Origin of the sequence: Microbacterium sp. NPDC056057, from assembly GCF_042266945.1 — a bacterium.
Classification (GTDB): Bacteria; Actinomycetota; Actinomycetes; order Actinomycetales; family Microbacteriaceae; genus Microbacterium; species Microbacterium trichothecenolyticum_C.
Window position 1 is genome coordinate 151,131 of record NZ_JBHJWS010000004.1, and the last position, 23,198, is coordinate 174,328.

The 23,198-nt window shown below is 69.8% G+C and carries 22 protein-coding genes and 1 pseudogene; 9 read left to right on the forward strand and 14 right to left on the reverse strand.

Going from position 1 to position 23,198, the window contains the following annotated elements; genetic code table 11:
* Positions 1–15: 15 nt before the first annotated feature.
* The 3 genes from ACFC1K_RS17095 to ACFC1K_RS17105 are packed head-to-tail and all read right to left on the reverse strand — an operon-like array spanning position 16 to position 3,698.
* Positions 16–1,656 (reverse strand): DNA repair helicase XPB, encoded by a 1,641-nt coding sequence (locus tag ACFC1K_RS17095; protein WP_375872517.1) that lies wholly within the window; start codon positions 1,654–1,656, stop codon positions 16–18.
* Between the two features lie 45 nt (positions 1,657–1,701).
* Positions 1,702–3,429 (reverse strand): helicase-associated domain-containing protein, encoded by a 1,728-nt coding sequence (locus ACFC1K_RS17100; protein WP_375872518.1) that lies wholly within the window; start codon positions 3,427–3,429, stop codon positions 1,702–1,704.
* 5 nt (positions 3,430–3,434) lie between these two features.
* Positions 3,435–3,698: a multidrug ABC transporter ATPase gene (locus tag ACFC1K_RS17105; protein ID WP_310243592.1), complete on the reverse strand. Its 264-nt coding sequence runs from the start codon at positions 3,696–3,698 to the stop codon at positions 3,435–3,437.
* A gap of 196 nt (positions 3,699–3,894) precedes the next feature.
* Here ACFC1K_RS17105 and ACFC1K_RS17110 point away from each other — a divergent pair, with 196 nt between their 5' ends.
* Positions 3,895–4,278, forward strand: coding sequence for a cold-shock protein (locus tag ACFC1K_RS17110; RefSeq protein ID WP_056369550.1), 384 nt, complete (start codon positions 3,895–3,897; stop codon positions 4,276–4,278).
* Entirely contained in the window at positions 4,262–5,326 is a 1,065-nt protein-coding gene (locus ACFC1K_RS17115) for a DUF3027 domain-containing protein (protein WP_375872519.1), read from the forward strand. Before ACFC1K_RS17110 ends, ACFC1K_RS17115 begins: the two co-directional genes overlap by 17 nt.
* A gap of 74 nt (positions 5,327–5,400) precedes the next feature.
* Here the strand turns inward: ACFC1K_RS17115 and ACFC1K_RS17120 are convergent, their stop codons facing one another.
* The 7 genes from ACFC1K_RS17120 to ACFC1K_RS17150 form a co-directional block, all read right to left on the reverse strand.
* A complete protein-coding gene (locus tag ACFC1K_RS17120) occupies positions 5,401–7,740 on the reverse strand; it encodes a glycoside hydrolase family 3 N-terminal domain-containing protein (RefSeq protein WP_375872520.1) in 2,340 nt (779 codons plus the stop codon).
* On the reverse strand, positions 7,737–8,789 hold the full coding sequence (locus ACFC1K_RS17125) for an ABC transporter permease (RefSeq protein WP_375872521.1): 1,053 nt from the start codon (positions 8,787–8,789) through the stop codon (positions 7,737–7,739). The genes ACFC1K_RS17120 and ACFC1K_RS17125 overlap by 4 nt, the downstream gene beginning before the upstream one ends.
* A 2-nt stretch (positions 8,790–8,791) precedes the next feature.
* Positions 8,792–9,871: an ABC transporter permease gene (locus ACFC1K_RS17130; protein WP_375872522.1), complete on the reverse strand. Its 1,080-nt coding sequence runs from the start codon at positions 9,869–9,871 to the stop codon at positions 8,792–8,794.
* Positions 9,868–10,677, reverse strand: coding sequence for an ATP-binding cassette domain-containing protein (locus ACFC1K_RS17135; protein WP_310292613.1), 810 nt, complete (start codon positions 10,675–10,677; stop codon positions 9,868–9,870). The genes ACFC1K_RS17130 and ACFC1K_RS17135 overlap by 4 nt, the downstream gene beginning before the upstream one ends.
* Entirely contained in the window at positions 10,674–11,498 is an 825-nt protein-coding gene (locus tag ACFC1K_RS17140) for an ABC transporter ATP-binding protein (protein ID WP_310292615.1), read from the reverse strand. Before ACFC1K_RS17140 ends, ACFC1K_RS17135 begins: the two co-directional genes overlap by 4 nt.
* Positions 11,499–11,572: 74 nt before the next feature.
* Complete coding sequence (locus ACFC1K_RS17145) at positions 11,573–12,955, reverse strand: ABC transporter substrate-binding protein (RefSeq protein ID WP_375872523.1); 1,383 nt, start codon at positions 12,953–12,955, stop codon at positions 11,573–11,575.
* Positions 12,901–13,224, reverse strand: coding sequence for a hypothetical protein (locus ACFC1K_RS17150; protein ID WP_375872524.1), 324 nt, complete (start codon positions 13,222–13,224; stop codon positions 12,901–12,903). The genes ACFC1K_RS17145 and ACFC1K_RS17150 overlap by 55 nt, the downstream gene beginning before the upstream one ends.
* Before the next feature lie 200 nt (positions 13,225–13,424).
* Between ACFC1K_RS17150 and ACFC1K_RS17155 the strand changes: the two genes are divergently transcribed.
* On the forward strand, positions 13,425–14,099 hold the full coding sequence (locus ACFC1K_RS17155) for a TetR/AcrR family transcriptional regulator (protein ID WP_375872525.1): 675 nt from the start codon (positions 13,425–13,427) through the stop codon (positions 14,097–14,099).
* Here the strand turns inward: ACFC1K_RS17155 and serC are convergent.
* Positions 14,075–15,190 (reverse strand): phosphoserine transaminase, encoded by a 1,116-nt coding sequence (gene serC / locus ACFC1K_RS17160; protein ID WP_375872526.1) that lies wholly within the window; start codon positions 15,188–15,190, stop codon positions 14,075–14,077. The two genes, ACFC1K_RS17155 and serC, sit on opposite strands and share 25 nt — an antisense overlap.
* Positions 15,191–15,626: 436 nt before the next feature.
* On the opposite strand from serC, the gene ACFC1K_RS17165 reads away from it, so the two are divergent.
* The 4 genes from ACFC1K_RS17165 to ACFC1K_RS17180 all read left to right on the forward strand — a co-directional run bounded on the left by ACFC1K_RS17165 (position 15,627) and on the right by ACFC1K_RS17180 (position 19,508).
* On the forward strand, positions 15,627–16,460 hold the full coding sequence (locus ACFC1K_RS17165) for an endonuclease domain-containing protein (protein ID WP_375872527.1): 834 nt from the start codon (positions 15,627–15,629) through the stop codon (positions 16,458–16,460).
* A gap of 253 nt (positions 16,461–16,713) precedes the next feature.
* Positions 16,714–17,415: a metal-dependent transcriptional regulator gene (locus ACFC1K_RS17170; RefSeq protein ID WP_341997862.1), complete on the forward strand. Its 702-nt coding sequence runs from the start codon at positions 16,714–16,716 to the stop codon at positions 17,413–17,415.
* 313 nt (positions 17,416–17,728) lie between these two features.
* Positions 17,729–18,646 carry a M23 family metallopeptidase gene (locus ACFC1K_RS17175; protein WP_375872528.1) on the forward strand — a complete coding sequence of 306 codons (918 nt, stop codon included), beginning with the start codon at positions 17,729–17,731 and terminating at the stop codon, positions 18,644–18,646.
* A gap of 364 nt (positions 18,647–19,010) precedes the next feature.
* Positions 19,011–19,508 (forward strand): HNH endonuclease, encoded by a 498-nt coding sequence (locus ACFC1K_RS17180; protein WP_056369577.1) that lies wholly within the window; start codon positions 19,011–19,013, stop codon positions 19,506–19,508.
* Between the two features lie 12 nt (positions 19,509–19,520).
* Here the strand turns inward: ACFC1K_RS17180 and ACFC1K_RS17185 are convergent, their stop codons facing one another.
* Both ACFC1K_RS17185 and ACFC1K_RS17190 read right to left on the reverse strand, forming a co-directional pair.
* Positions 19,521–19,922, reverse strand: coding sequence for a hypothetical protein (locus ACFC1K_RS17185; protein WP_375872529.1), 402 nt, complete (start codon positions 19,920–19,922; stop codon positions 19,521–19,523).
* Positions 19,923–20,023: 101 nt separating this feature from the next.
* On the reverse strand, positions 20,024–20,548 hold the full coding sequence (locus tag ACFC1K_RS17190; protein ID WP_375872530.1) for a MarR family winged helix-turn-helix transcriptional regulator: 525 nt from the start codon (positions 20,546–20,548) through the stop codon (positions 20,024–20,026).
* A gap of 40 nt (positions 20,549–20,588) precedes the next feature.
* Here ACFC1K_RS17190 and ACFC1K_RS17195 point away from each other — a divergent pair, with 40 nt between their 5' ends.
* Positions 20,589–21,509: an EamA family transporter gene (locus tag ACFC1K_RS17195; protein ID WP_375872531.1), complete on the forward strand. Its 921-nt coding sequence runs from the start codon at positions 20,589–20,591 to the stop codon at positions 21,507–21,509.
* On the opposite strand, the pseudogene ppk2 reads toward ACFC1K_RS17195, so the two are convergent.
* Positions 21,461–22,273 (reverse strand): annotated as a pseudogene (gene ppk2, locus ACFC1K_RS17200) (polyphosphate kinase 2). The gene ACFC1K_RS17195 and the pseudogene ppk2 sit on opposite strands and share 49 nt — an antisense overlap.
* A gap of 127 nt (positions 22,274–22,400) precedes the next feature.
* Between ppk2 and ACFC1K_RS17205 the strand changes: the two are divergent.
* Positions 22,401–23,198 carry a hypothetical protein gene (locus tag ACFC1K_RS17205; RefSeq protein WP_375872532.1) on the forward strand — a complete coding sequence of 266 codons (798 nt, stop codon included), beginning with the start codon at positions 22,401–22,403 and terminating at the stop codon, positions 23,196–23,198.

Consider the following 23,198-nt stretch of genomic DNA (forward strand, 5'->3'; position numbering starts at 1 on the left):
CACCTCATGTGCGGCTCAGGCCGCGAGCGAGTGCGCGTCCAGGATCGTGTACGCGTAGCCCTGCTCGGCGAGGAAGCGCTGGCGGTTCTGCGCGAAGTCCTGGTCGACGGTGTCGCGCGCGATGAGCGTGTAGAAGCTCGCGGTGTGGTTCGACTGCTTCGGCCGCAGCAGGCGTCCGAGGCGCTGGGCCTCCTCTTGACGCGAGCCGAACGACCCCGACACCTGGATGGCGACGGATGCCTCGGGCAGATCGATCGAGAAGTTCGCGACCTTCGACACCACCAGCACGGAGATCTCGCCGACGCGGAACGCCTGGTACAGCTCTTCGCGTTCGTCGATCGGGGTCTGGCCGGTGATCTTCGGAGCGTTGAGCGCTTCGGCGAGGACGTCGATCTGGTCGAGGTACTGGCCGATGATCAGGATGCGCTCGCCCTCGTGCCGCGCGACCAGGTCGCGGACGACGCCGATCTTCGCGGGTGCGGTCGCGGCGAGGCGGTAGCGCTCGTCGTCGGCCGCCGCCGCGTACTCGAGGCGGTCGCCGGCGGGCAGGTCGACGCGCACCTCGTAGCAGACGGCGGGGGAGATGAAGCCCTGCGCCTCGATCTCCTTCCACGGAGCGTCGAACCGCTTGGGGCCGATGAGGCTGAACACGTCGCCCTCGCGGCCGTCTTCGCGCACGAGGGTGGCGGTGAGGCCGAGGCGGCGCCGCGCCTGCAGGTCGGCCGTCAGCTTGAAGACGGGCGCGGGGAGGAGGTGGACCTCGTCGTACACGATGAGGCCCCAGTCGAGGGCGTCGAGCAGGGCGAGGTGGGCGTACTGTCCCTTCCGCTTCGCGGTGAGGATCTGGTACGTCGCGATCGTGACCGGCTTGATCTCCTTGGTCTGCCCGGAGTACTCGCCGATCTCCTCGGCCGTGAGCGACGTGCGCTTGAGGAGCTCGTCGCGCCACTGACGGGCGCTGACGGTGTTGGTCACGAGGATGAGCGTCGTGGTCTTGGTGTCGGCCATCGCAGCAGCGCCGACGAGTGTCTTTCCTGCGCCACAGGGGAGCACCACGACGCCGGATCCGCCCTGCGTGAAGATGTCGACGGCCTGTCGCTGGTACGGCCGCAGGTGCCAGCCGTCCTCGGCGAGGTCGATCGGGTGCGGGGTCCCCGGCGTGTAGCCGGCGAGATCCTCGGCGGGCCAGCCGATCTTCAGCAGCTCCTGCTTGATCTGGCCGCGTGCCCACGCGTCGATGACGTAGGAGTCGGGGGAGGGGTGCCCGAGCAGCAGCGGCTGGATGCGCTTGTTCTTCGACACCTCGGCGAGGACCGCGGCATCCGTGGATCTGAGGATCAGCTCGCCGTCCTCGTTCCGCTCGATGACGAGGCGGCCGTACCGGCCCACGGTCTCGGCGATGTCGATCGACACCGACGGGGGCACGGGGAAGCGCGACCAGCGGTCGAGGGTCGCCAGCATGTCTTCGGCGTCGTGGCCGGCGGCGCGGGCGTTCCACAGCCCGAGCCGCGTGATGCGGTACGTGTGGATGTGCTCGGGCGCGCGCTCGAGCTCGGCGAAGATCGCGAGTTCGTGCCGCGCGCTCTCGGCATCGGGGTGTGCGACCTCGAGGAGCACGGTGCGGTCGCTCTGGACGATGAGGGGGCCGTCAGCCATAACGGACCAGTCTACCGGGGTGGACGGCGGGTGGATGCTGCGGGCTCAGGCCGCGTGGACGCTCACGATGCTCGACACGGGGAGCGTCCGTTCGATGTCGGCGGCGCGGTCGCGGCCGCGCAGACGCCCGCCGCCGAGGCCGGCCGCCTCGAGGGTGAACGAGCGCTCGGACCCGTCGGGCATGCGCACGACCACCACGATCTCGGCGCGGGCGCGCACCGCCTGCTCCAGCTCGCGCTCGAGCCAGCCGGACTCGCCCTGCGTGCCGTGCCCGCCGCGGAGCGTGGCGATGAGGCGCGCGTACGTCTCTTGCGGAGTCCCGGCCGGCCTGGATGCGGTCGCGGTGGTGCGCCGGTGGATCGACTCGGGAACCCCGCGGGCGTCGAGGGCGACGACGGGGTAGCGGGCATCGGCGAGGGTCCAGTACACCGCGTCGCGCGCCACGCGGGACGAGAGTGCGTCGTCGCCCTCGAGCACGAGCAGCCCCAGGGGCCGCAGCGCCTGGTCGACGCTGATCGCATCGAGCAGGCCCGCGTCGGGGCTCTCGACGCGGGTGCGCCCGGTGGCGCCGTCGGCGCGCACGCGCACCAGGCCGTGCCGGCTCGCCGTGCTCTCGATGAGGTAGGCCAGCGGCTGCGGGATGCCGGTGAGCGACAGGCCCGCGAGGAAGTCGCGCATCGACTCGGCCGTCTCGCCCTCGGTCATGCCGGCGCCGATGGACTCCGTGGTGAAGCGGTACGTCGACGCCTGCGCACGCGACTCCCGCAGCGCGATCGACCGCAGGCGCAGATCGAGGGCGGGCGCGAGGGGACCCGGCGCGATCGCGGTGAGGTCGGCCTGCAGGTAGACCCGGTCGATCTCGGTGGGAAGGTACGGCGCCATGGTGGCGGCATCCGCTGGCTCTCCCGCCCGAAGGGCAGCCGTCCAGGGGAACTCGGCAGGCGAGCCGTCCGACGTGAACAGCCCCCAGCGCACGCCGATGCGGTGCAGCCGCTCAGCCCGGGCGGGCCACTCGGGGTCGAGCGGGTACATGCCGGGCCACGCGTCCGGTGGCAGGAAGCCGTGCGACGAGGTGCGCAGCCCCCGAGGAAGGCTCGTGCGGAAGCCCTCGGCGATCGCCTCCCAGCGATCCGCGGTCGGCGCTTTCAGCCAGCGCTCGCCGGCTTCGGTGACGGTCCACTCGCGTTCATACGCCGTCGCAAGGCCGGCACCTGCTGCCGACGCGAGCAGATCTTCGAGGTCGTCGGCGAACTCGAGGGCGCCGGCATCCAGCAGCCGGCGCCGGTCCACGGCGCTCACCGGTCCCGCGCCGGTGCGCGCGAGCGGTGTGTGCGAGCACAGGAGGAGCACATCGGCGAGCGAGCCCGCGGTGGTGAACGCGCGTTCCGCGGCGGCCGCCGCGATGCGGGCGTCGGCGGCGCCGGGCACGACCGATGCCGGCGCTGCGGTGAAGGCGTGCGGCGCGGCGGCGGCTGCGGCCGCCACGCGTTCCGAGACGGCGGTGTAGGGCGAGCCGTCGGCATCGGTGAGGGCGAGCCGCACGGGTTCGCCGTCGACGCCGGCTTCGCTGAGGTCGAGGGCGAGAAGGTCGTGGCGGTCGAGGCGGCTCAGCGCCCGGTCGACGGACGCGGGGTCGAGGAGGCCCTCGGCGGCGTCGAAGAAGTCGTGCCAGGCCGCCTGCGGTGAGACCCCGCGCGCAGCGAGCGTCGTGGCGAGCGCGGCGTCACCGAGCTCGGCGAGCCGCGTCGCCAGGGCGCGCGCGTCGGAGGCCAACCGGGTCAGCCCCCTCGGTTCGCCCGGGCCCTCCGCACGAAGCTCATGATGAGGACAGCGAGCAGCAGCGCGAACGCGACGATGGGGGCGATGTACACGAGCACGCCGACGATCGGCCAGATGCCTGTACTCATGTCGGCCCCGGAGGCCGACGCGATCATGATCGCGAAGAAGCTCACGATCGAGAGCACGAGCAGGCCCAGTGACATGAAGGCCAGGACGCGGTCGATGCGGCGGACGGGGACGTCGCCGGAGGGGTTCGTGCTCATCCGCCCCAGCCTACTCGCTGACGTCCGCGCCGCGGTCCGAAGGGACGCTTCTGAGATCGCGCAGGATGGATGCTTCACCGTGGGGTCTCGGTGGACGCCATGCCGTTAGGCTGGGAGGCGGGGTTGTACGACCCCGCTTTCGTCATGCTCTTTATCGCCCGCGACGCGTCGCGGGCGCCGATCCAGCGAGGTTTCGATGCCCACCGGCAAGGTCAGGTTCTACGACGAGGAGAAGGGGTTCGGCTTCATCTCCTCCGAAGACGGTCAGGACGTCTTCCTTCACGCCACTGCCCTTCCGCCCGGCACGCCCGCGCCCAAGGCGGGGACCCGCCTCGAGTACGGCATCGCCGACGGCAAGCGCGGTCCGCAGGCCCTGTCCGTGCGCGTCCTCGAGGCTCCGGTGAGCCTCGCCAAGCGCTCCCGCAAGCCTGCCGACGACATGGCGATCATCATCGAGGACCTCGTGAAGCTCCTGGACGGCATCGGCGGAGACCTCCGCCACGGCCGCTACCCGAGCGGCGCGCACGCCAAGAAGGTCGCCGCGGTCCTGCGCAAGGTCGCCGATGAACTCGACGCCTGACCCGACCGACCCCGTCGTCGACGTCGTCATCGACGCCGACTCGGCTTCGGACGAAGCAGTGACGGATGCTGCACCCGCCGTGGCGGACGAAGCACCGGCCGTCGAGGTCGAGGTGACGGAGGTCGAAGCGGCGGTGGACGGCGCCGACGACGCTGCAGAGGCGGCTGAGGTCGTCGACGTCATCGAGGTCGCGGTGGTCGAGGTCGAGGCGGAGGCCATCGGCGGTGCGCCGGCCGACGACGCTTCGGAGGCCGCTGAGGTGGTCGAGGTCGTCGTGCCCGTCGACCCCGACCCGCAGCTGCTGGCCGCGCACGACCTGGCGCTCGCAGCGCTCCGCGAGATCACGCCCGAGGCCACGATCGGCGACCCCGCGGGCTACCGCGTCGAAGCCGACGGCGTCGTCTCGCTGCGCTTCGCGAATCGCCTCGCGGGCTACCCCGGCTGGTTCTGGACCGTCAGCCTCGCGCGCGTGGACGACGCCGACCCCACCGTGCTCGAGGTCGAGCTGCTCCCCGGCGACGGCGCGCTGCTCGCTCCGGACTGGGTGCCGTGGGCCGTGCGCCTCGCCGACTACCACGCCGCCCAGGCCGCGCTCGCGGAGGCCGCGCACGCGGACGATGACGAGGACGACGACCACGAGGACGACGACCACGAGGAGCTCGAAGACGTCGACGACCTCGACGCGTCCGACTTCGACGAGGACGGCTCGCCGATCCTCCACGCCGGCGACGTCGACGGTGTCGACATCGACGAGCTCGCTGACGCCTCGGACGAGGACGAGCACGACGAGTCGGATGACGACGACGAGTCGGACGACCACTTCGACGATGATGACTCGGACGACGACGGCTCGGGCGAGGACGACTTCGACGACGACGAGTCGGATGACGAGGACGACTTCGACGAAGACGGCTTCGACGAGGACGACTCCGACGAGGACGGCGACTCGGACGAGGACGACGACTCGGACGAGGACGAGGACGAGGACGAGGACTCCGACGAGGACGACGACTCCGACGACGAGGACTTCGACCCCGAAGGCGCCTGACCTCGTCCGGACACGACGAAAGGGTGGATTCCCGCCGCCCGCAGCGCGGGGGAATCCACCCTTTCGCGTTTCCCTCAGCGCCGCTCGACCACGTTCGCGGGGGCGGCCGCCGACGGCGCTGACGCGCCGTCGACGTGGAAGCGGGCACTGAGCAGCACGTCCTCGCGAGACGAGGGCCCCACGAGCAGCTCGAACTCGCCGGCTTCGACGAGGCGGCGGCCCGCAGCATCCACGATCGTGCACTCCGCGACGGGAAGCGACAGCTCCACCGTCGCCGTCTCGCCCGGCTGCAGGTCGACGTGGCGGTAGGCCTTGAGCTCCTTGTCGGCCCAGCTGACCGAGGTCACGCTGTCGCGCACGTACACCTGCACGATCTCGTGCGCGGGCCGGTCGCCGGTGTTGTGCAGTTCGACCAGGGCGCGCACCGTGTCGTCGCTGCGCAGAGCGGTCTCGACGACGCGCAGCCCGGAGTACTCGACCGTCGTGTACGACAGACCCTCGCCGAACGCGAAGGCGGGACTCTGCGTGAGGTCGGCGTAGCGGTCGCCGTGCTGGCCGCGGATCTGGTTGTAGTAGATCGGAAGCTGGCCCGCGTGGCGCGCGAACGACAGCGGCAGACGTCCGCTCGGCTCGATCAGTCCGAGCAGCAGCTCGGCCACGGCCTGGCCTCCGCGCATGCCCGGGTTCGCCGCCCACACCAGGGCGGCAGCATCCATCACCGTCTTCGGGAGCACGTGCGGCTTCGAAGCCAGCAGCACCACCACCAGCGGCGTGCCGGTCGCCGCCAGCGCCTCGAGCAGCGCGAGCTGCCCGCCGACCAGCTCGAGCGTCGCCGTCGAGCGGCCCTCGCCCACGAGCTCGATGCGGTCGCCGACGACGGCGACGACGTAGTCCGCACCCTCGGCGGCTGCCACCGCGTCGGCGATGAGGTCGGCGTCGGGCGCGCTCGGCACGACCACCTGGGGCCGGGGCTGACCGTCGGGGAAGAACGCGCCCTCGGGGTCCTCCTCGAGCGTGAGGATGTCGGCGCCGCGGGCGTGGGTGATCTCCCAGTCCGCAGGGGCGTGTGCGCGCAGCCCGTCGAGCACCGTCGAGATCATCTCGCGCGGGTGGCCGTCGGGTATCCAGTCGACCTGCCCCGACGAGCCGGCCCAGTCGCCGAGCTGCGTCTGCGCGTCGTCGGCGAGCGGGCCGACCACCGCGATGCGGCGGCCGGAGGCCGTGGGCCGCGCACGCCCGGAGTCGTCGGCGGTGAGCCCGCCGGCGAGCGGGAGCGTGCCGTCGTTGGCGAGCAGCACCAGCGAGCGACGCGCGACCTCGAGGTTGAGCGCCGTGTGGTCGGCGGAGCCGACCGCGGTGGCGATGCGCTCGCGGTCGGGCAGGCGCGGGTCCTCGAAGAGGCCGAACTCGAACTTCAGCAGCAGGATGCGCGCGACGGCGCGGTCGAGCGCCTCCTCGGTCATGAGCCCCTGCGCGAGCGCGTCCTGGGCGCCCTGGAAGAACCCAGGCGTCGTCATGATCATGTCGTTGCCCGCCAGCACCGCGGCCGCGGCAGCGTGGGCGTAGTCGGGCTGCACCTTCTGCTCCCACACCATGCGTCCGACGTTGTCCCAGTCGGTGATGAGGGTGCCGGTGTAGCCCCACTCGCCGCGCAGCACATCGTTCAGCAGCCAGTCGTTGACCGTGATCGGCACGCCGTCGGTGGTCTGGTAGCCGAGCATGAAGGTGCGGCATCCCTCCTTCGCCACCCGCTCGAACGGGGGCAGGAACCACGAACGGAGCTTGCGGCGTGAGATGTCGGCCTCGCTCGCGTCGCGGCCGCCCTGCGTCTCGGAGTACCCGGCGAAGTGCTTCGCCGTGGCGAGGATCGCCGTGGGGTCGTCGAGGCCGCCGCCCTGGTAGCCGCGCACCATCGCCGAGGCGAGCTCGCCGATGAGGAACGGGTCCTCGCCGAAGGTCTCGTCGACGCGCCCCCAGCGGAGGTCGCGCGTGATGCACAGCACCGGCGAGAACGTCCAGTGGATGCCGGTGGCCGAGACCTCGACGGCGGTCGCACGCGCGACGCGCTCCGCGAGGCCGGCATCCCACGTCGCGGCCATGCCCAGCTGGGTCGGGTAGATCGTGGCGCCCTCCCAGAAGGAGTGGCCGTGGATGCAGTCCTCGCCGACGAGCAGCGGGATCTTGAGGCGGGTCTGCAGAGTCAGCTCGCGGGCGCGGAGCACCCTCTCGGGCGACGCGTGCAGGATCGAGCCCGCGTGCATGCGCACGACCTGGTCCTCGAGGTCGTCGCGCGCATCGAGCTGCAGCATCTGGCCGATCTTCTCCTCGACCGTCATGCGGCCGAGGAGATCCGCGATGCGATCGGCGACCGGGAGCGAGACGTCGAGGTAGTTCGGAATGGTCGCGGTGGTCACGCGTTCTCCTGGGTCTTCAGGTCGGTGCGCACGGCGGTGACGGTGTCGTTCACGTTCATGCCCTTCTTCTTCATGGCGCGGGCGCGCTCACCGGCGGACCGCAGGCGCGGGTTGACGTACTCGTCGATGCCGAAGTTGATCAGCGAGAGCGCCACGCCGATCGCGGCGATGCACAGGCCCGGGGGCAGGAACCACCACCACTGTCCCTGGCGGAACGCGCCCTGCGCGCTCGCCCAGTTGAGGATCGTGCCCCAGTTGTAGGTCGTCACCGGGATGATGCCGATGTACGACAGCGTCGTGAGGCCGATGATCGCCGCGGTCACGGTGCCCACGAAGCTCGCGGCGATGAGCGCCATCAGGTTCGGGAGCATCTCGACCGTGATGATCCGCCGCAGCGGTTCGCCGTTGGCCCGGGCAGCCTGCACGAAGTCGCGGCTGCGCAGCGACATCGTCTGGGCGCGCAGCACGCGCGCTCCCCACGCCCAGCCGATGAGGCCCAGTACTCCCGCGATGAGGATGAGGGGCGGATCCTCGAACATCGACGCCACGATGATGATCAGCGGGATGCCGGGGATCACGAGGAAGACGTTCGTGAGAGCCGACAGGCCCTCGCTGCGCCACCCCCGGAGGTAGCCCGACAGCACGCCGACGATGATCGCGATCACCGTGGCGATGATCGCCGCGAGGAACCCCACGACGATGACGCCCCGCGTGCCGTGGATCACCTGGCTCAGCACATCCTCGCCGATGTGCGTGGTGCCCAGCCAGTGCTCCGCCGACGGCGGCTGGAAGCGCGCCGTGTTGTCGACCTTCGTGGGGGAGTAGGGGGCCAGCACATCGGCGAAGATCGCGACGAGCACGAAGAAGCCGAGGATCGACAGTCCCGTGATGGACTTCTTGTTGCGGAACATCGCGAACGCGGCGCCCAGCTTCGACCAGAAGCCGGGCTTCTTGGGCGTCTTGCCGGCAGGGGCCGCGCTGCGCACGGTGGCCGTCGAAGGCGTGTTGGCCGGGCGCTGTGCCGTCGTGTCGTTGACGATCGTGTTCATGCTCAGGCCTCCGTCTGGCGCGTGCGCGGGTCGAGGAACGCGTAGGCGACGTCCGCGAGGAGGTTCGCCAGGAGCACGGAGATCGTGATCACGAGGAACACCCCCTGCATGAGGGCGTAGTCCTTGGCGTTGGTGGCGTCGAGCAGGAGCTTTCCGACGCCGGGATAGCTGAACACCACCTCCATCACGATCGTGCCGCCGACGATGAAACCGAGGGCCAGCGCGAAGCTCTGGATCTGGGGGAGCACGGCGTTGCGCGCCGCATAGCGCCAGAGCACCCGGTCGTTCGGCATGCCCTTGGCCTGCGCGACGGTGACGTAGTCCTCGTCGAGCACGGTGAGCATCATGTTGCGCATGCCCAGCATCCAGCCGCCGAGCGAGGCGATGACGATCGTCGCCGCGGGGAGGAAGCCGTGGTGGATCACGTCGCCGATGAACTCCCACGACCACTCCGGCGCTACGCCGACGCCGTAGGCCTTGCCGATCGGGAACCACCCGAGCGCGACCGAGAAGATCGAGATCGCCAGCAGGCCCAGCCAGAAGTAGGGGATGGTGCTGAAGAAGGTGGTGATCGGGATCAGGACGTCGAGCCGGCTGCCGCGGCGCCAGCCGACGATCGCGCCGCCGATGGTGCCGACAGCGAACGCGATGAGCGTCGCGAAGCCGACGAGGGCGACGGTCCAGATCAGGGACTGGCCGACCACCTCGGTCACCGGCCGCATGCCGTGCAGCAGCGAGATGCCGAGGTCGCCGCGCAGGAGGTGCGCCCAGTAGTCGACGTACTGCTGCCACAGGGAGGCGTCGGTGTCGAGCCCGAGCAGAGCGCGCAGCGCGTCGGCCGCCTCAGGCGTGACGTTGCGGTTGCGGGCGAGGTACGCGGTCACCGCATCGCCCTTCATCAGGCGCGGCAGGAAGAAGTTGATCGTGATGGCCGCCCACAGCGTGAACAGGTAGAACAGGGCGCGGTTGCCGAGGAACCGCCAGGGGATGCGCGCGCGGCCCTTGACCGCGCCGGTCGCGCTCGTGCCCGCCTCGATCGCGTCGAAGTCCGGGGCCGGGAGCTGGGGGGCGACGGCGCTCACTTCTCACCTCCGAGGATGCCGGCTGCGTGCGCGAAGTACGTGTCGGGATCGGGGGACGCCGCGCGCAGCTCTTGGGTGTAGGGGTTCTGGGGGTTGAGGATCACGTCGTCGGCAGGACCCCGCTCGACGACGCGCCCCTGGTTGAGCACGAGGATCTCGTCGCTGAAGTGGCGCGCGGTGGCGAGGTCGTGCGTGATGTAGAGGACGCCCAGTCCGTGTTCGCGCTGCAGGTCGGCGAGCAGGTTGAGCACGCCGAGGCGGATCGACACGTCGAGCATCGAGACCGGCTCGTCGGCCACGAGCAGCTGGGGGCGGGATGCCAGCGCGCGGGCGATCGCGACGCGCTGACGCTGCCCGCCGGACAGCTCGTGCGGGCGGCGGTCGATGACGGCGTCGGCGTCGAGGCGGACCCGGCCGAGGAGACGGCGCACCTCGTCGTCGAGCTGATCCTTCGGCACGACCTTGTCGAGCTCGAGCGGTCGCTGGATGGCATACCGGATGGTGTGGTACGGGTTGAGCGACGCGAACGGATCCTGGAAGACCATGCGAAGCTGCTGGCGATAGGCGCGCAGGCCCTTGCCGCGACGGGGGATCGGCTGGCCGTCGAGGCGCACCTCACCGCTGGTCGGCGACTCGAGCTGGGTGAGGATCTTGGCGATGGTCGACTTGCCGCTGCCGGACTGGCCGACGAGGCCGATGGTCTGGCCCGAGCGCAGCGTGAAGCTCACGTCATCGAGGGCCTTCATCTGGCCGGCACCGCGCACGGAGTACACCTTGGTGACGGCGTCGAATTCGAGGACGGTCATCGGTGGACCACCCCTCTCTCTCCGGTGAGTCTGGGGAACGAGGCCAGGAGCGTCCGGGTGTACTCGTCCTTCGGATCGGTCCAGACCTGCTCGGCGGTGTCGAGCTCGACGATCTCCCCCTCGCGCATGATCGCGATGCGGTCGCTGATCTCGAGCAGCAGCGGCAGGTCGTGGGTGATGAAGATGACCGAGAAGCCGAACTCGTGGCGCAGGTGGGAGATCTGCCTCAGGATCTCGCGCTGCACGAGCACGTCGAGTGCGGTCGTGGGCTCGTCCATCACCATCAGCTGCGGGCGCAGCGCGAGAGCCATGGCGATCATGACGCGCTGGCGCATGCCGCCCGACAGCTCGTGCGGGTACGAGCGGTAGCGCTGCGCGCCGACCTTGACGATGTCGAGGAGATCGATGACCTCGGCCCGCCGCTGCGACCGCGTGAGGTTCGGACGGTGGACCTCGAAGACGTCCTCGAGCTGCGAGCCGATGGTCGCGACCGGGTTGAGGGAGTTCATCGCCCCCTGGAAGACCATCGAGATCTTGTCCCACCGGAAGCGGCGCATCTCCTCGGCCTCGAGGCCGTTGATGTCGACGTCCTCGCCGTTCGCGTCGTGGAAGACGACGGAGCCGCTCGTGATGACCGCCGGCGGCTTGAGGAGGCGCTGGATGCCGTAGGCGAGCGTGGTCTTGCCGCATCCGCTCTCGCCGGCGAGTCCGAGGATCTCGCCGCGCTGGAGTTCGAGGGTGACGTTCTTGACCGCCTTCACAGGGGGATCGACGTCGTAGACGATCGAGAAGTCGTGGACGGAGAGCAGCGGATCTCTCATCGGTGCTGGTTCGCTTTCATGTGGGTGACGTGCGGGCGGGGCGGATGCGTGCGCATCCGCCCCGCCGCGATGTGTCATTCGGCGGGCTGCAGCTTGGTCAGGATCTGCACGATCGCCGGCTGCGTCGGGTCCGCCGAGGCGTACTGGTCGTCCGCAGACGGCCATCCGACGTAGTTGCGGGTGTTGAACTCGCCCAGGAGCGGGTGCGCACCCAGCGGAATGACGGGCACGTTCTCGACGAACGCCTTCTCGATCACCGCGATGGCGGCTTCACGGTCGGCGTCGGACGACGCGTTCGCGTAGGTGTTCAGCGCCGCGGTGACCTCGGGGTCGTCGAAGCGTCCGAAGTTGAAGGCCGCCTTGCCGTCGACGATCCACTTCGGGTCCATCGCCGACGTGTACAGGCCGTATGCGTTGCCGGTGTCTTCGAGCCAGTGGATGATCGCCTGGAAGGTGCCCTCCTGGCGGGCGGCATCCCAGCCGCCCCAGTCCGGCTGGTCGACCTTGACCTCGATGCCGAGGCCTTCCTTGAGCTCCTCGGCGAGGAGTGCCTGCTCGGTGTTCCAGTCGCTCCAGCCCGCGGGGACCGAGATCGAGAACGTGACGTCCTCGCCGTCGGGGTCGACGAGGGTCTCGCCGTCCCACGTGTAGCCGGCGTCGGTCAGGATCTGGCGAGCCTTGTCGATGTCGACCTCGTAGTTCTGGCCGGCGTACTCGGGCACGATCTCGTCCTCGAGCAGCGTGCCGAGGCCGGTCACGCTCCAGATCGCCTCGCTCGCACCTTCACGCGCGATGTCGACGTACGCCTGGCGGTCGATCGTCCACGCCAGCGCCTGACGAAGCGCCGGGTCGTTGAACGGCTTGGTCTGCAGGTTCATGAACAGCGTGCCCGCGCCCGCCGTGGGCGACGCGAGGAACTTGTTGTCGGGATCGGCCGACAGGTAGCTGTCCTCGATCTGCGGGATGAACGCCTGCGCCCAGTCGGCCTCGCCGGTTGCGAGGGCGGTCGTCAGGGCCGCGTTGTCGCCGTACGAGACGTAGTGCAGCTCGGGCACGGACAGGTCGCCGCCCCAGTACTCGGGGTTCGCGGCGAGGGTGACCGACTCGGTCGTCCACGAGTCGAGCACATACGGACCGGTGCCGACGGCCTGGCCCTCACTGGTGACGGGGTCGGTGTTCGGGTCCTTGATGTCCTTCCAGATGTGTTCGGGCACGATCTGGAAGTGGAGCACGCGCGCCTGCTGCGTGTACTTCGAGCTGTTGAAGTCGATGGTGACGGTGTCGCCGTCGACGGTGACGCTCTTGAGGTCGAGTGCGTTGGTGTCGTTGAGCTTGCCGTCGAGCACCTGGTTGAACGAGAAGGCGATGTCGTCGGCCGTGAAGTCCTCGCCGTCGCTCCACTTCACGCCGCTGCGCGCGACGGCCGTGAGCTGCGTGTAGTCGTCGTTCCACTCCACGGACTCCGCGAGCCAGGGGTGGTCCCCAGGTCGCCGGTCGGGTTCACCAGGGCGAGCGACTCGAAGATGACCTTGCCGTAGCCGTACTTCGAGGCCGACGAGTCGCCCAGGTAGGGGTTGTTCGACTCCGTGGTGATGGCACCGTCGGGCTTCGCGATGGTGAGCGCCGCTCCGGCGGAGTCGGCGTCGTTGCCGCCGCCGCCCGCGCAGCCGGTGAGCACCAGCGCCGCGGCGACACCGACGGCGGCGAGGGATGTTCTGAGCCTCATTGCTTCTCCTAGATATGTGCACGACATCGTGTATCCCGGGGGGATGACGACGGCGTCAGGGTGATTGCCGGATCAACTTACAATCAAGTAAGTAACTTTGCAAGTAAGGTGTTCCGGTGCGTGCGGGCAGGTCGTGCGTAGACTCACAGGCGCCGGCGAAGACCCATCCGATCCGCCGACGAAGAAGGGGGCGCCGACCGATGACGGCACAGCGTCGGCAGCCGCGTTCGCGGCCCGAGACACTCGCCCGCAGGCGCGACATCCTCGACGCCGCGGTCGAGATCTTCGGCAGCAAGGGGTTCGCGGGGGGCACGCTGCAGGAGATCGCCGACCAGGTCGGCATGACCCACGCGGGGATCCTGCATCACTTCGGGTCGAAGGACCAGCTGCTCATCGAAGTCCTCCAGCACCGCGACGAGACCGACGTGGCCGATTTGGAGGAACAGCACATCCCCGACGGGATGCCGCTGTTCCGTCACCTCGTTCGCACGGCGTTCGTCAACGAGCATCGGGCGGGGATCGTCCAGGCGTACGCGGTGCTCTCAGCGGAGTCCGTGACCGACGACCACCCGGGCCGAGCCTTCTTCGAGAAGCGCTACCGGACGCTGCGGTCGGAGGTCGCCCACGCGTTCGAGGTCGTGTGCGCGGAACGAGGCATCACGGCCCCCGACACCGTCGCCGACGCGTCGACGAGCATCCTCGCCGTCATGGACGGCCTGCAGGTGCAGTGGCTGCTCGACCCGACCGCCGTGGAGCTCGCGCGCGCGTCGGAGTTCGCCATCGAGGCGATCGTGTCGGCCGTACTGTCGCCGACCCCGTCACCGCTCGCGGACGGGGCCGACGAACAGGCTCAGCCCAGTCGCTCGACCGTGTAGTCGATGCAGCGGATGAGCTGACGCACGTCGTCCGGCTCGATCGACACGAACGTCGCGATGCGCAGCTGGTTGCGTCCGAGCTTGCGGTACGGCTCGGTGTCGACGATGCCGTTGGCGCGGAGGCTCTTCGCCACGGCCGCAGCATCCACCGACTCGTCGAAATCGATCGTGACGACCACGGGGGAGCGGTCGGCCGCGTCGGCGACGAAGGGCGTCGCGAACTCGGATGCCTCGGCCCAGTCGTAGAGCGCCTGCGACGACTCGCGCGTGCGGGCGTCGGCCCACTGCAGTCCGCCGGAGGAGAGGATCCAGTCGAGCTGCTTGTCGAGGAGGAACAGCGTCGACAACGCCGGGGTGTTCAGCGTCTGGTTGAGACGCGAGTTGTCGAGCGCGTTCTTGAGGCTCAGGAACTCGGGGATGTAGCGGCCCGATGCCGCGATGCGCTCGATGCGCTCGATGGCGGCCGGCGACACGAGGGCGAACCACAGTCCGCCGTCCGAGCCGAGGTTCTTCTGCGGCGCGAAGTAGTAGACGTCGGCCTCGTGCACCGAGAAGTCGATCCCGCCGGCGGCGCTGGTCGCGTCGATGACGGTCAGCGCGCCCTCATCGCCGTGAACGCGGCGGATCTGAGTGGCGACGCCGGTCGAGGTCTCGTTGTGCGGCCACGCGTACACGTCGACGCCGTCGACGGCCTCGGCGACGGTGCTCGTGCCCGCGTCGACCGTGCGGACGTCGGGGGCTTCGAGCCACGGGGTCTTCGCCGCAGCGGCGAACTTGCCGCCGAACTCGCCGAACACCAGGTTCTGGCTGCGCTTCTCGATGAGGCCGAAGGCTGCGGCGTCCCAGAACGCCGTCGACCCTCCGTTGCCGAGGATGACCTCATACCCCTGCGGCAGGCGGAACAGCTGGCTCAACTCGGCGCGCACCTGGCCGACGAGGTCCTTGACCGGGGCCTGGCGGTGCGAGGTGCCCAGGAGCGCCGATCCGGGGCCTGCGAGCGCTTCGATGTGCGCGGGCGCGATCTTCGACGGGCCGCAGCCGAAGCGTCCGTCGGTGGGCAGGATCTCACGGGGCAGGAGGACGTGTGCCATGCGTCGATTCTAGAGAGGCCCGCACAGCCGCCCCGCCCGCGTGACACCTCGTGACGCCCCGGCTTGCTCACGTCGCAGCATCCGTCCTCCTCTTCGACAGGTCAACCGGGCTTCCACAGGGCGAGGGCGCGACCTCGGCTCATGCAGAACCCCGGTTGACCTGTCGAGCCGGGTGACCACGGCGAGATCAGACGTGGGGCGTGCGGCTACAGCTGCTGACAACCCTGCTGCGGGGGCGCTGGTGCGCAGCATCCGTCCGCTTCGACAGGTCAACCGGGCGTGCGCAGGATGCGATCCGGGGATCGGCTCATGCAGAACCCCGGTTGACCTGTCGAGCCTCCTCCACAGGGGAGGGGACGGATGCTGCGCACGCGAGTTGTTCTGATCGTGCCCAGTACGGCGGTGTGGGGCGTGGCGGAGCCGTGAGCATGCAGGGATGGCGGATCTCATGGTGGAGCTGCACGCACGTGGCGGCGTCGCGCTCAGAGCGGCGCTCATGAAGGCAGGGGTCAGCGGCTACACGATCGAGTGCGCGATGGCCGCGGGCCTCGTCACCAGGCCGCGGCGGGGATGGGTGGCAGTTCCGGACGCTGATCCCCACCTCATGGCGGCGGCGCGGGCGGGCGTGGTGCTCACATGCATCACGCGGGCGACGCGCTTAGGGCTGTGGGTCCTCGCCGAGGACGGCCCGCACGTCGGTGCGCCACCGAGCGCGTCGAGGCTGAAGCTGCAGAACCAGAAGGCGACCGTGCACTGGGCTCGGCCGGTCGAGCCGCGCGCGCCGGGAACGCTGGAGGACAGCATCCTGAACACGCTGCTCATCGTCGCGCGGTGTCAGCCGCATGAGCGCGCGCTCGCCGTGTGGGAGTCCGCGCTCAACCTTCAACTCGTCGACAGGGCCGAACTCGCCCGCCTGCCTTTGGCGGAATCCGTTCGAGGACTCCTCGAGGAGGCGACCCCCTTCGCGGACTCGGGGCTGGAGACGATCTTCCGCACGCGGCTGCGTTGGCTCCGGCTTCCTCTCCGATCGCAGATCTGGATTCACGGGCATCGGGCGGACTTCCTCATCGGCGACCGGCTGGTCGTGCAGATCGACGGTGGGCACCACGTCGGGTTGCAGCGCGCCGAGGACGTCGCCCACGACGCGGCGCTCATGCTGCTCGGTCACCACGTCATCCGGGTGACCTACGTGCAGGTGATCGAGCGCTGGCACGAGGTGCAGGACCTGATCATGCGCGCGGTGGCGCAGGGCTTGCACCGGGCTTCCTGAGGCTGTGCAGGGAGATCGTGTGACAGCATCCGTCCTCCCCTTCGACAGGTCAACCGGGCTTCCACAGGGCGAGGGCGCGACCTCGGCTCATGCAGAACCCCGGTTGACCTGTCGAGCTGCTTCGCAGCGGGGAAGGGGAGCGGACGGATGCTGCTGCCCCAGGTCGTGCGGCGGACGCCGGCCCGGCAGGCCTCGGCGTCGGGAGCAGAGGATAGGCTGTCCTCAGCCCCTTGAGACACCTGAGGACACCGCGATGACCGATCTGATCGACACCACTGAGATGTACCTGCGCACGATCCTCGAGCTCGAGGAGGAGAACATCGTGCCGCTGCGGGCGCGCATCTCGGAGCGCCTCGGGCACTCGGGCCCGACGGTGTCGCAGACGATCGGTCGCATGGAGCGCGACGGACTCGTCGTCGTCTCCGAGGACCGCACCCTCGAGCTCACCGACGCGGGGCGGCAGAAGGCCGTCGACGTCATGCGCAAGCACCGCCTCGCCGAGCGCCTGCTGTCCGACGTCATCGGCCTGGACTGGGCGTACGTGCACGAAGAGGCCTGCCGCTGGGAGCACGTCATGAGCGAGCAGGTCGAGCGTCGCCTCGTCGAGCTGCTGGGCCACCCCACCGAGTCCCCGTACGGCAACCCGATCCCCGGTCTCGACCAGCTCGGCGACGTGCCGACGAACGGGTTCGAGCAGGGCGTCGTGGGTCTCGTGCGCCGCCTCAACGACGCGGGCGAGCCCATCACCGGTACCGTCCGCCGGCTCGCCGAGCCCGCACAGGTCGACCCGGAGTTGCTGCAGCAGCTGAAGGGCGCCGGCGTCGTGCCGGGTGCCTTCGGCGACTACCGCTACAACGAGGGCTACGTGCTCGTGCAGATGCAGGGCAGCGACGAGGGGCTGGAGCTCCCGGTCGAGATCGCGTCGCACATCTTCCTCGTCGACGACGTCCGCTGAGGTCGGCGCGTTCCACTGAATGGGACGATCCTGACCGTGTTTACGCGTCTCAGGGGCTGCTCGACGACGCCGGATGCCGCATTCCGCGGGCGTCGATGACGCACTGTGCGGAGATTGCCAGGCGCGGAGCGTGACATAACCGTGACCTTCGGGTAGCCTCGAAAAGTCCAACAGGCGAGAAGCCCGCCGTCCGGACCCCGCGTGGATTGCCTCACCGGCTCGTCGTCCACATGTGGTGAAACCCGCACGTCGTGCCCCGACATCGAGTGCTGACGAGCCAGGCGCCCCGGCGCAGAGGCGCCGGAGGACAAGTTTGGCTGAAGAGATCGAGTCGCACGCGAACGTGCCCGAGCACGCCGCGGCGGACCAGAACCGTCGTGCGCGCATCCGGAAGAACCCCGTGCGACGATCCGGCGCCGTCGCGCCCTCGAAGCCGACCGCGGCCAAGGCGCAAGCCCGTCCCGCCGCGTCGTCGAAGAAGGGGCGAGTCGTCAAGCCGCTGCGCAGCCTCGTGGTGCTGACGATGGTGGGCGGTCTCGTCGCCACGGTCGCGATCCCGGCGTTCGCCGCCGGCGCCACCGCCGTGGCCGAGGATTCCAAGACGATCCAGCAGATGGCCGTCGACAACGCGCAGACGTTCGTCGCCGCCTCCGACGCGAACGCCAGTGAGCTGTCGCGCGAGAGCTACGCGGCCACCACCGCGGAAGAGATCGAGAAGAAGAAGGCCGAAGAGGCCGCCGCCGAGCGTGCGCGCCAGGTCGCGGCCGCAGCCGCCTCGGCGGCGAAGTCGCGCGGCACCACCGTCCCCACGAACATCGCCCTCACGTCGCCGGGCACCGGCGAGGTGCGCTGGCCCCTCCTCAACTTCACCAAGGGCCGCGGCCTCTGGGATTCGGGCTACCACCAGGGCGTCGACCTCCTGACGTCGTGCGGCACGCCCATCTACGCGGCGGCGGCCGGCGTGGTCAAGGTCTCGCAGGAGAGCTACGGCGGCTACGGCGTCGGCATCTCGATCGACCACGTCATCGGCGGCCAGCAGGTCAACACGCTCTACGGCCACATGACGTACGGCAGCCGGCAGGTCTCGGTCGGCCAGAGCGTCTCGGCGGGCCAGCTCATCGGCCTCGTCGGCAGCACCGGCAGCTCGACCGCGTGCCACCTGCACTTCGAGGTCCACATCAACGGCTCGGTCGTCGACCCGTGGGCATGGCTGCAGGCCAACGCGGGCTGATCACAGACCTTCAGCAATCACATCGGAGAACGGATGCCTCGAGCCGAGGCATCCGTTCTCTTCTTCGTTACCCGACACGCCATCAGCCGTTCAGTCCCCACGCGCCCCGGGCGTGTCGCGGTGGGTTACCCTGGGACTCGACGCTGAGAGAGCGGAGGGAGCCGATGGGCTGCACACCACGCATCCGAACCATGGATGCGCTTGGACGCCTCGTCCTTCGGCATTGCACGAACGGATGCCGCGGCACTGCCGTGGCGCCAGGGCGCTGTCTGTAGACAGCGCCTTTTTTCATGCCCCTGCGCCCTTGATCGTCGCGCAAGTCGAATAACCGAGAAGCCGTCCCGGCCATTCGAGAGGATGATCAATGCGCACTCTGGTGCTGAATGCGGGCTATGAGCCCCTCGCGGTCGTGTCGTTCAAGCGGGCACTCGTGCTCGTCATGAACGAGAAGGCCACCGTGGTGGAACACACCGAGACCGATCCGGTGTGGGGCACCCGACGATCGTACGAACGCCCCGCCGTGATCATCCTCACCCGCTACGTGCGGGTGCCGGGTGGTCGCCACGTGCCGGTGACCCGTCGGGGCGTGCTCCGTCGCGACAACCATCACTGCGCGTACTGCGGCAAGGCGGCGTCGACGATCGACCACGTTCTGCCGCGCTCGCGCGGGGGCGCCGACTCGTGGGAGAACCTCGTCGCGTGCTGCCTGCGTTGCAACAACATCAAGAGCGATCGCACGCCGCAGGAGATGCACTGGGAGCTGCGGTTCACGCCGCGCCCGCCCCGGGGTGGGCAGTGGACCGTCCGCGGCACCGAGCGCACCGATCCGCGGTGGGAGCCGTACCTCGCCCTCGCCGCGTGATCGCGCGCGGCGTCAGAAGAGCGTGAGGCCCGAGACCTCGAGGGCGAGCAGCGTCGCGCTCACGAACGCCAGCCCGGTGTAGACGAGGTCCTCGAACCAGTCGAACAGGCCCGGTTCGCGCGCCGGCATCATCTTCGGGTTGTAGTAGAAGATCGACACCAGGATCACGAGCACGGAGAAGACGAGCCCGATCCAGGCTGCGAAGGGCACGCCAAGGAAGAGCAGCACGATCACGACGGTGGCGAGCACGTACAGCCACAGCCCCTGGACGAAGGCCCGCATCGAGTCGTACCGCGAGACGCCCGCTTTGGCGGTCGCCCGCCAGAACTCGTAGATGAGCGACAGCGCGAACGACACGATCAGCACCCACGCCGACACGGATTCGAGCAGGCTCGGGTGAACGGCACCGTCCATGGACTGGCTCCTCGCAGGTCTCGTGGAGCGAGCCCACGGTCGGCCTCACGCTAGCGGGTCGGAGGCCGTGACGGGAAGATGCGTTCGTCGACGGTGTGGCTTCAGGTCCGGTCGAGGACGCGCAGCCAGCGCGTGAGGATCGGCTCGAGGGCCGCAGCATCCGTCGTCCCGAGCTCGTCGAGGATGCGGCGCTCGTTCGCGAGGTGGGCGGCGATGGCGCGATCGATGAGGTCCCGCCCCTCGGGAGTGAGTCGCACCAGGCGCTTGCGGGCATCGGATGCCTCGGCCCGCCGCTCGACGAGCCCTCGGGCTTCGAGGCGGTCGACGCGCTTGGTGAGGCCGCCCGTGGTGACGAGAGTGTGGTCGGCGAGCTCGCCGGCGGCGCGTTCGAACGGCGCACCGGCGCGGCGGAGCGTGGCCAGCACGTCGAACTCGCCCTCGCTGAGTCCGAACTCGCCGTAGACCGCGACGAGGCGCTCCGTGAGCTCGAGCGCGACGAGGTGCAGGCGCCCGATCACGCCCTGCGGCGACGGGTCGAGGTCGGGGCGCTCGCGGCGCCACTCCTGCTGGATCTCACCGACGCGGTCGAGTGGTTCGTCGTGCGCGGAGCGGTCGTCGGCGGCCATGCGACCCATCTTATCTTCCCGGTAAGATAAAGTATCTTCCATGGAAGATAAGCGATGGATGTGGATCCTCGTGACGGCGATCGCCCCGATCGCATGGGGGAGCGGGTACGTCGTCACGCACAGCCTGCTGCCGGCGGATTCCCCGCTCTGGGGTGGCGTGCTGCGGGCGCTTCCGGCCGGGCTCATCGTGCTGCTCCTCGCGCGCCGGCTTCCGCGCGGATCATGGTGGTGGCGCTCGCTCGTGCTCGGCACATTGAACGTCGGCGGCTTCTTCGTGCTCGTGTACGTCGCCGGCCAGCGGCTGCCGTCGAGTCTGGCCGCGACGCTGATGTCGGCATCCGCCGCGTGCATGCTGCTGTTCGCGTGGCTGCTGCTGCGTCGCCGACCGCGGCTCGCCGCCGTCGTGGGCGCGACCGTGGGACTCGTCGGAGTGGGGGTGATGCTGGGCTTCGACGCGGAAGGCGCCGATCCGTGGGGCGTCGCCGCGTCGCTCGGCGCGATGGTCGCCTCCTCGATCGGGTTCGTGCTCACGGTGCGATGGGGCTCCGACGTTCCCGCGCTGCCGATGACGGCGTGGCAGCTCGTCGCCGGCTCGATCGTGCTGCTTCCGGCCGCGGTGCTCGTCGAGGGGGCACCGCCGATGCTCACGGTGCCGTCGGCGCTCGGCTTCGCGTACCTCACGCTCGTCGCGACGGCGCTCGCTTACGTCGCGTGGTTCGCGGGGCTGCGACGCCTGTCGCCGGGGGTGGTCGGCGTGGTCGGCCTGCTCAATCCGGTCACCGGGGTCGTTCTCGGAGTGGCGGTCGCGGGCGAGGCGTTCGGGGTGCCGCAGGCGGTGGGGGTCGGCCTCGTGCTCGTCGGGATCGTGGTGGGTGCGGCACCTGCGCGGCGTCGCGCCGATCGTCCGGTGCGTCAGCGGTGGTCGGCGTCGGGGAGTCTGGATGCGACGTCGGGCACATAGTTCTCGATGTTGCGCGGAGGGCGCTCATACCCGCGGGACGGCGGACGCTGCGGGATGACGACGTCCTCGCGGTCGACGACGTCGTACGGGATCCGCGAGAGCAGGTGGGAGATCATGTTGATGCGGCTGCGACGCTTGTCGACCGAGGGTACCTCGTACCACGGGGCCTCGGGGATGTCGGTGTGCACGAACATGCTGTCCTTGGCGCGGGAGTAGTCCTCCCACTTCGTGATCGACAGCACGTCGTTCGGGCTCAGCTTCCAGCGGGCGCATCGGGTCGTCGGCGCGCGACCGGAACCTCGCCTCCTGCTCGTCCGGAGAGACGCTGAACCAGTACTTCAGCAGGAGGATGCCGTCTTCGACGAGCATCCGCTCGAAGATCGGTGCCTGATGGAGGAACCGGTGATACTCCGCATTGGTGCAGTAGCCCATCACGTGCTCGACTCCGGCCCGGTTGTACCAGGAGCGATCCATCAGCACGATCTCGCCTGCCGCGGGCAGGTACGGCACGTAGCGCTGGAAGTACCACTGGCTCCGTTCGCGCTCGGTGGGAGTGGGGAGAGCGACGATTCTGGTGACGCGCGGGTTCAGATACTCCGACACGCGCTTGATCGTGGAGCCCTTGCCCGCGGCATCGCGCCCTCGAAGATCACGACGATGCGTGCGCCGCTGGCCTGGACCCAGGCCTGCATGTCGACCAGCTGGGCCTGCAGGCGCCGCAGCTCCTGCTCGTAGGCCTTCTTCGGGATCCGCGGCTCGCTCATGGATCCTGAGGGTACAGGCTGACGCCGGGTCGGCGGAAGAAGAATCCTCGAACATAACTGTCGGAACCCGGTACTACTCTCGTTCACAGCGATTGAAAGACTAGAACATGCGTTCTAGAATGTGGGAATGAGGGCGATCGTGCAGCTCACGGCACAGCACGTGCACGAGACCGCCGACCAGAGGCCGACGGGCTCCGATCCCGCCGCCCTCGGCGCGTCTTCGCTGGGTACCGTCGCGCAGCTGCGCGCCCAGGTCGAGCGGGTGCAGGGGCGACGACTCGACGCGCCGGTGCTGCCGGTGCATCCCGCGCTCGCCTCGCTGCTTCCCGGGGGCGGTCTGCGCCCCGGGTCTGCATACTCCCTGCCGCGCTCGACGTCGGTGCTGCTGGCGCTGCTGGCACAGCCGTCGCAGGCAGGGTCGTGGTGCGGGGTGATCGGCATGCCGCGGCTCGGCGCCGAGGCGGCGGAGGGGCTCGGCGTCGATCTGTCGCGGCTCGTGCTCATCCCCGACCCGGGCGCGCGCTGGCTCGCGGTGACCTCGACCGTCGCCGAGGTGCTGCCGGTGGTCGCGGTACGGCCGTCGGGGCGGGCGGCCGACGGCGAGATCGCGCGCCTGGCAGCACGGCTGCGCGACCGCGGTGCGGTGCTTCTCGTGCAGGGGCCGTGGCCGCAGGCCGAGGCCGTGATCGAGGTGGGCGAGCCGACATGGGAGGGGGTCGGCCGCGGGCACGGGTATCTCTCCGGCCGAGAGGTGACGCTCACATCGTCGAGTCGGCGCTGGCCGCGATCACGGCGGGCGCGCGTGATGCTTCCGGATGCTGCGGGGCACGTCTCCGCCGCGCCCGAACGCATGCGGCGCGTCGAGGTGCTGCCCTCGGCCGAGTCTGCGGAGTCCTTCGCGCGACAGATCAGAGCGGTGGGGTGA

Excerpts from the sequence above, each read along its gene's own strand:
- ACFC1K_RS17135 (WP_310292613.1), bottom strand. The coding sequence starts at position 10,677 with ATGACCGTCCTCGAATTCGACGCCGTCACCAAGGTGTACTCCGTGCGC.
- ACFC1K_RS17105 (WP_310243592.1), bottom strand. The coding sequence starts at position 3,698 with ATGAGCACGAACCCCTCCGGCGACGTCCCCGTCCGCCGCATCGACCGC.
- ACFC1K_RS17170 (WP_341997862.1), top strand. The coding sequence starts at position 16,714 with ATGACCGATCTGATCGACACCACTGAGATGTACCTGCGCACGATCCTC.
- ACFC1K_RS17150 (WP_375872524.1), bottom strand. The coding sequence starts at position 13,224 with ATGAGGCTCAGAACATCCCTCGCCGCCGTCGGTGTCGCCGCGGCGCTG.
- ACFC1K_RS17140 (WP_310292615.1), bottom strand. The coding sequence starts at position 11,498 with ATGAGAGATCCGCTGCTCTCCGTCCACGACTTCTCGATCGTCTACGAC.
- ACFC1K_RS17155 (WP_375872525.1), top strand. The coding sequence starts at position 13,425 with ATGACGGCACAGCGTCGGCAGCCGCGTTCGCGGCCCGAGACACTCGCC.
- ACFC1K_RS17180 (WP_056369577.1), top strand. The coding sequence starts at position 19,011 with ATGCGCACTCTGGTGCTGAATGCGGGCTATGAGCCCCTCGCGGTCGTG.
- ACFC1K_RS17165 (WP_375872527.1), top strand. The coding sequence starts at position 15,627 with ATGGCGGATCTCATGGTGGAGCTGCACGCACGTGGCGGCGTCGCGCTC.
- ACFC1K_RS17125 (WP_375872521.1), bottom strand. The coding sequence starts at position 8,789 with ATGAACACGATCGTCAACGACACGACGGCACAGCGCCCGGCCAACACG.
- serC (WP_375872526.1), bottom strand. The coding sequence starts at position 15,190 with ATGGCACACGTCCTCCTGCCCCGTGAGATCCTGCCCACCGACGGACGC.
- ACFC1K_RS17205 (WP_375872532.1), top strand. The coding sequence starts at position 22,401 with ATGAGGGCGATCGTGCAGCTCACGGCACAGCACGTGCACGAGACCGCC.
- ACFC1K_RS17115 (WP_375872519.1), top strand. The coding sequence starts at position 4,262 with ATGAACTCGACGCCTGACCCGACCGACCCCGTCGTCGACGTCGTCATC.
- ACFC1K_RS17190 (WP_375872530.1), bottom strand. The coding sequence starts at position 20,548 with ATGGCCGCCGACGACCGCTCCGCGCACGACGAACCACTCGACCGCGTC.
- ACFC1K_RS17110 (WP_056369550.1), top strand. The coding sequence starts at position 3,895 with ATGCCCACCGGCAAGGTCAGGTTCTACGACGAGGAGAAGGGGTTCGGC.
- ACFC1K_RS17095 (WP_375872517.1), bottom strand. The coding sequence starts at position 1,656 with ATGGCTGACGGCCCCCTCATCGTCCAGAGCGACCGCACCGTGCTCCTC.
- ACFC1K_RS17195 (WP_375872531.1), top strand. The coding sequence starts at position 20,589 with ATGGAAGATAAGCGATGGATGTGGATCCTCGTGACGGCGATCGCCCCG.
- ACFC1K_RS17185 (WP_375872529.1), bottom strand. The coding sequence starts at position 19,922 with ATGGACGGTGCCGTTCACCCGAGCCTGCTCGAATCCGTGTCGGCGTGG.